Origin of the sequence: Fusibacter ferrireducens, from assembly GCF_015352425.1 — a bacterium.
In the GTDB taxonomy this organism is placed as follows: domain Bacteria; phylum Bacillota; class Clostridia; order Peptostreptococcales; family Acidaminobacteraceae; genus Fusibacter_A; species Fusibacter_A ferrireducens.
Genome location: NZ_JADKNH010000010.1, coordinates 213,505 through 220,130 on the forward strand (window position 1 = coordinate 213,505; position 6,626 = coordinate 220,130).

Here is a 6,626-nt window from a genome sequence, read left to right on the forward strand (position 1 = left end):
AACCTCATTCGAAAAATGAATGAGGTTTCTTTTGTTTTAAGAAAGCATTGATTTCACAATGTTCTTTCCCAAGCCTGCATTTAGGTAAAGCTTTTATAACGTCGTTATGATATTTACCTTTTGTGCTTGCCCTTGAATCCAATATTGAAATAACACCTGAGTCTGTTTCATTTCTTATGAGTCGACCTGCACCTTGCCTAAGCTTAATAAGCATTTGAGGAACTAAAACTTCTTTAACATAATCATCAGCCGTTTTATAACAGGTCCTTTCATAATCATTAAAAGGATCTGGTATTGGAAAGGGTAATTTTACTATAATCAAGTGTGAGAGAATATCACCTGGAATATTAACACCTTCCCACATGCTTCCGGTAGCAAACAGCACCCCGTTGCCACTAGCTTTGAATTCATCAAGTATATCTGATCGCCCTCTGGTCATCTGATATAGCGGAATTTCTGAAATTCTATTAGCTAGGCCCTGATAAACAAGTCTTAATGGTTTATATGATGTAAATAGTACTAATGCATGACCATTTGACATCCTAATCAAATTTTCAATTTCATCTATCAAACCATCAATATACTGCTGATTATCATAATCAGGATAGATTGTGTTTTCTGAGATATATAGAAGACAGTTCTCCTTGAAGTTGAAAGGACTGTCTTTACTGATTTCTTGAAGTTTTGTCATAGGAATTCTATTCATTCCAAGTTCATTTTTAATGTACTTAAAATCGCCTTCTACAGCGATTGTTCCCGATGTCAAAATATATGACTTATCATTCAGCCACAAATCTTCTCCAAGTTCCTGACTTAAGGTTATCGGAACTGATGCAAGTATTGTCTGACCTTTTGAATATGGCATCTCCAGCCAATAGATGATATGACATCTATTGAATACCTTCATGTTTCTTAGAAGTCTTCTTACATCTGATGCAAGCTTTCTATCTCTGTCATTTATAGCACGATGAATCTCTTCTAGATTAGTCGTGACTTGACTCAAGAGAACCCTGGCTCTCTGAGTGATGAAGGTCTTATACTTTTCAGTTTCTTCTTCTTGGAGCTCTTTTGGAATTTGACAAATCAACTCATCAAAGAACTTATTACTGTAGATAATTCCCTCGTTGCAAAGGTTCATCAGTATTTTTTTCATTGTCGAATCATCATTCTTTGGCATAGCCTTTTTTAAGATTTTAATGATTTCACTTTGAGAGATTGAAGTGCCATACATTTGATTAGCTGCATCCCTAAGTTTATGCGCTTCATCGATAACGACTTTATCATAGTCCGGAAACAAACCTGAAAGTCCTCGTCTTTTTCTGATGACATCCGCCAAGAAATAATTGTGATTACAAATTTGGAGGTCATGCCCCGACTTTTTGGCTTTCTTCATATGTTTTTGGTATCTGCAGTTGCTTTGAATGCTACAAGTCAAGCAGTTATTCAAGTTCACACAGATTTTCCTTCTATCGTAACCAGAAATACCCTCGATTTCATCAAGATCAATTCCATCGCTATTCATTAATTTAGTAAGAGCAACATATTCACTCATTATTTTCTTGTCTGGATCAAGAGATTCAACATAGTCCTTGAGACGTCTTTCACAGAGGTAATTGTCTTTTCCTTTTCTCATAATACATGTAACTGGCCTTTCAATGATCCCATAAGCCAATAACATCTTTGAAATATCAGGTATATAATCCTTTATTATCGCTTTTTGAAGCTCAATGCTCGATGTTGAAATGATGATCGGCTTCATTTTACTTTTGGCATGAAACATCTTAAATACAATAGCAGCAACAAGATAGGCATGTGTCTTTCCGAGTCCCACTGGTATATCGCTCATAGAGATTTTTCCATTAGTCATTACTTGGTACATATGTTTTGATAGGTTCACTTGCTCCTGTCTTAATACATAACCGAAATTTGTAAAAACTTTATTGAAAATATACTCAATCATCGCCAGTCCAGTTCTTGAGTAATCAGATCCAAATAAATCCGAAACTGCTATTTTAAGCGCAATCTCTCGATAGGAGCTTCGATCTATTTGCTTCTTTCTATGAAATAAATACTCTTGCTTTCCATTCATATAGTTCACCAGACGGTAAGTATAGGTCTTTCCTGTAAACTGCTCATACAGTAGGCAGTCCTTTAAAATAAATAATCCTTTTGATTCTTCAGTAATGATTTTTTTCTGCTTCAATATATTCAAAATACTCATCGTATTTGTGTTAATTGGTATGCTGTCCATTGATATCCTCAACTTTCTTTTAGTATCGTTTTACTTAACAGCACAATTCCAAAGCAATATCTTTTGCTTCAGAATTCTGCTGTTAAGCCTTTCATTTATTCATTCAAATAATTTTAATTAAGTATGTTTAGACGGTCACTGGCACTGACCACATAGAAACAGCTAAAGCCATTGGCTTCCAGACTAAAGCTGCATTCTCTCCTGGTTCTACAGAAGCTGCCATCCATACGATGAGTTAGGACTTGGCAGAAGTATCTTTAAATTTTCCCTTATGTGTCATGGCGAGTTATCAAAGCCACTTGATAATTTCAGCCCGATGTTATCGCTCAGATCAATCAGATCTTCACCGCGCATCTGCTCCGTCGCTTTCCTTTCGGACACAAGGTAACGTATCTAAAACACTTGTGATGAGTAGATAGACTGTCTACTATTTTTCAATGTTCATGGGGAAATAAATCCCCCTCACTTCTTAAGCCGAAAAAGTCAGGGGGGTGGGCGAAAATATTTTTAGTTTTTGATCACTTTTTTTAATCGATTGAGTACCTTCTCTTTTCTATAAGAAATTGTCTTTCTAGGAACACCTGTTTCAGCAGACAACTCCCTTTCACTCTTCCCACAAAAAAACAGCTCATTGATAAGCCATTTTTCTTCTTCAGATAAAGTTGTCAATGCCTTTAGCAAACTCTCAATCATTACTCCTGTAATAACTTCATCTTCTAAACTTACAGGTTGTTCTACCATCTTGTTTTCTACTGGATATTCTGAACCAGACAAAGTTTCTAGAGACAACTCATGCTTTCTGCTTCGTTCATCTAAATAGCGTTCTCTGCGATCCATACGATAATAGGCAGTATAAACTTCTTCAGAAGTTTCATACAGTATCCCGTCAATTGGTATATAAAATGCTTTTCTTTCTTTTTTATTTTCATTTTTCTTATTCATGTCGTAACCTCCAAATTTGAATTAATGTATTGTTAAGTTCAAATTCAAAAGTTACGGTCCACGAATAGGCCAAACATATTTTGTGACCATATCCTACACCTCCTTGTTGAAGGCAATAAAAAAAGCCACACATAACTGTGCAGCTCACTAAATGCCTCCAACTCAAAAGTGTTCGGAGTCACTATTTAATTTTTATCACCATAATTCTGGGCATAAAGAAAGCCCCTGAGGATGGATTTCATCTTCAAGGGCTACACTTTATTTTTAGTTTTTCTAAAATCATCACAAGAGCAGCAAAATCCTAGAATCTTGCTCAATATTAATATGAGCAATCATCTCTTATATCTCTGCCACTCCAACGGTGGACTTTCACATTAGAAAAAATAATAACAAGGATTAATTAAAGGATATCAATCGCCACTTAATTATTCAATACCATTTACTATCTTTTCTAATTTACTCCCACGTAATTCAAAAAGTTATTCTATTCCCAGTATGGTTAGCATATCAGTCACTAAATACCGTGTCAGTACCAGACAAGTGCCTATTTGGTCCTAATTGAGTTCCATTTATGTATCACAAAGGTGCCAAATTAGTCTCAAAAAAGTTTCATCATTGTACTTGTGATTTTTTGATATCAGGAATCACAAATCCCCATAGGATTACACCTAAAAGTGTAATTGCTTTTTTCTTGTCTCGAAAGAATGTCGATCTTGATATATTCATGCTTTCAAGTATTTCGCTTTCGCTATATTTCACAAACACCAAGTAAGATTTACTCAATATCTCATAATACTTCTCGCCGTCATTGGGATAATTCTTCAAGAGGACCAATGCTCTATCGATTAGTTCTAAAATACTCTTGCTGTCCTCAATACTTTGTAGTCTACTTTCTATTCTTGCTTTATCCACTCTTGGATCAACATCAATTAATGTATCAACAACATCGAAAAGTCTGCTTCCGCTGGACAGATAGCACTCTGCCTCCATTTCCATAATTGAGTTGCTCATTCGCCACATGACTTTTGAGTACAGCTTCAATAGGAGCTTTGTATTATGATACATTTTGTCACTAAACAATGCTTCAAAATCATAAATCTTACCTAAGTCTTCGATAGATTTCTGTTTTTCATCTTTTTCCTTCGCTTTCTCCAACATTATCACCTTCACACTCTCATATTTAATTCATACACTTCCAACTTTCTAATTCGTAGATTTTAGGGCCAGGGAAAGGGCTTATCTACATTTTATATCGAACGCATGTTCAGTGTCAATGTAATCGGGTAGGAGGGAAAGTTGAATAGCTTTCCCGACCTCCCACAGCACCGTACATACGGATCCGTATACGGCGCTTCCTAAGTTTATACATTTACAGTTTTGTATCTATCAGAAAAGAACAGGTATCCCGACTCTCTAAGCCGATTATTTGTAATAGAGCAGTTTAGTATTTGGCTACCGGCTACATGCCAGTAGCCTTTTCTTGTATTAGCATATTTGAATGCATTGGGGTGATTGAAGCCTAATTGTATTAATCTTTTATACCTTGTCTTCGTTTTCTTCCATCTTTTCCATATGAATGTTCGAAGCCTTCTACGTAACCATTCATCCGTACATTGTAAGAGATATTTCATGTTAGCCATTTTAAAATAATTCACCCAACCAATCACATACTGTTTTAGCTTTAGCTTAAGCTCATCATAACTAATGCCGTTATTTCTTGATGTGATTTCTCTTATTTTGTTCTTCATTTTGGTTACACTTTTACCATGCACTCGTAGCTTTAATTCCCCTTTGGATGGATAAAATCCGTACCCGAGAAATTTGATGTGACCAATATAGGCAACGGATGTCTTCTCCCTATTCACTCGAAGTTTAAGTTTCCACTCAATAAACGGTAGAATATGATCCATAATCCTCTCTGCACTCCGTTTTGTTTTGGCAAACAACTGCATATCATCTGCGTATCTGACAAAACGAATCCCTCGTTTCTCCAGTTCCTTATCCAACTCGTTCAGCATGATGTTGCTGCATAGAGGACTCAAGTTTCCTCCTTGAGTTAGTCCTTCGGATGTTTCTTCGAATTTCCAGTCAACGATAGCTCCTGCTCTTAAGTATTTATGAATCAAGGATATGACCCTTCCGTCTTTAACGGTTCTCGACAGAATTTCTATCATCTTCGATTGACTCACTGTATCAAAGAATTTCTCCAAATCCATATCCACCACATAAGTGTATCCTTCATCAGCATATTCCTTGCATTTCCTTAAAGCATCATGGGCACTTCGTTTTGGTCTGAACCCATAACTCGTGTCACTGAATTTTGGTTCATAGATTGGCGACAACACTTGCTGTATAGCTTGTTGAACCACCCTGTCTACTACTGTTGGTATTCCCAGTTGTCTTTTCTTTCCATTGTCCTTCGGTATTTCTACACGTCGGACTGGTTTTGGTCGGTATTTACCTTCCAATATGGAATTCCTTAACGCCTTACCATTGTCTTTAAAATACTGTAGAAGATGCTCTACTTCCATTCCATCGACTCCGTGTGAACCTTTTTTCTTTTTCACCTGTTTATAGGCTCTGTTAAGATTTTCAGGTTCTAGGATTTGCTCCAGAAGTCCATCTACTCCACTGTCGGCATCGGTGTTGTTGTTTTCAGTTATCATCTTGTCGGTGAGCGCTCTGTCATGCCCTTCGTGTTCCGCACTATCTCTCTGACAGCAGCCACTGTCACTACAGTGTTTTCTGCTTTTCTTTTTCCCGTTTTCAGTAACATTCATTGACTAACACCTCCTTAGGTTCAACCCTTTACGACCCCGTCGAATGGGTCGCTACTATGGTATCAGCTGACTTCTCATGATAAATCTTATTTCAACCAAGTTTCACAAAGATGTTCCACTTGTCCATGAGATCTCCCCGGGTAAGAACGCAATCTTTCTCTCCATCCATCTGCCACATTTACGCTGTTGATTCCGAGTAGTTATTGGACTTCAGTTTGTGATGCAACTTTATCCATCAACTTGCGCCTGATGTGATTTCTATTCGTCAGACCAGAGATTTGCCGCCGGCTTCCTTCAGATTCCTCGTCGCCAAGGACACCCTTGCCTTAAGCTATACACTTCCCACTACTAGGGCGTGTTCGGGACTTGCACCCGTTAGATTGCGCCCATGCCGGGCGCACATCAAAACTACCCGCTTAGCGGGTAGTTTGCTCAGCCCTATAAGGGCATGTTACTCGCTTGAGCCTTAAGGCTCATTGAATCAGTTCGCCAACTGCTTACGCTTACTGGCTGCTGCTAAAGCAGCTTCTTATTTTTTTTGCCCTCTTCGACTTGCTTACCCGTAAACGGGTCAATGTATTCTTGAATACTTATTTGATCATTTGCGATATCTTCTTGTAATTGATTTTTTACATATTCTCTTATCGCTTTTT

4 protein-coding genes are annotated in these 6,626 nt (G+C 37.4%); all 4 read right to left on the reverse strand.

The features are described 5' to 3' along the window. Positions 1–4: 4 nt before the first annotated feature. The 4 genes from ISU02_RS16750 to ltrA all read right to left on the reverse strand — a co-directional run bounded on the left by ISU02_RS16750 (position 5) and on the right by ltrA (position 5,973). A complete protein-coding gene (locus ISU02_RS16750) occupies positions 5–2,251 on the reverse strand; it encodes an ATP-dependent DNA helicase (RefSeq protein ID WP_194703000.1) in 2,247 nt (748 codons plus the stop codon). A 507-nt stretch (positions 2,252–2,758) separates the two neighbouring features. After that, positions 2,759–3,193, reverse strand: coding sequence for a sigma-70 family RNA polymerase sigma factor (locus ISU02_RS16755; protein WP_194703001.1), 435 nt, complete (start codon positions 3,191–3,193; stop codon positions 2,759–2,761). Between the two features lie 612 nt (positions 3,194–3,805). Beyond that, positions 3,806–4,351 (reverse strand): hypothetical protein, encoded by a 546-nt coding sequence (locus tag ISU02_RS16760; protein WP_207736365.1) that lies wholly within the window; start codon positions 4,349–4,351, stop codon positions 3,806–3,808. A gap of 203 nt (positions 4,352–4,554) precedes the next feature. Beyond that, a complete protein-coding gene (gene ltrA, locus ISU02_RS16765) occupies positions 4,555–5,973 on the reverse strand; it encodes a group II intron reverse transcriptase/maturase (protein WP_194703003.1) in 1,419 nt (472 codons plus the stop codon). Between the last annotated feature and the right edge of the window lie 653 nt (positions 5,974–6,626).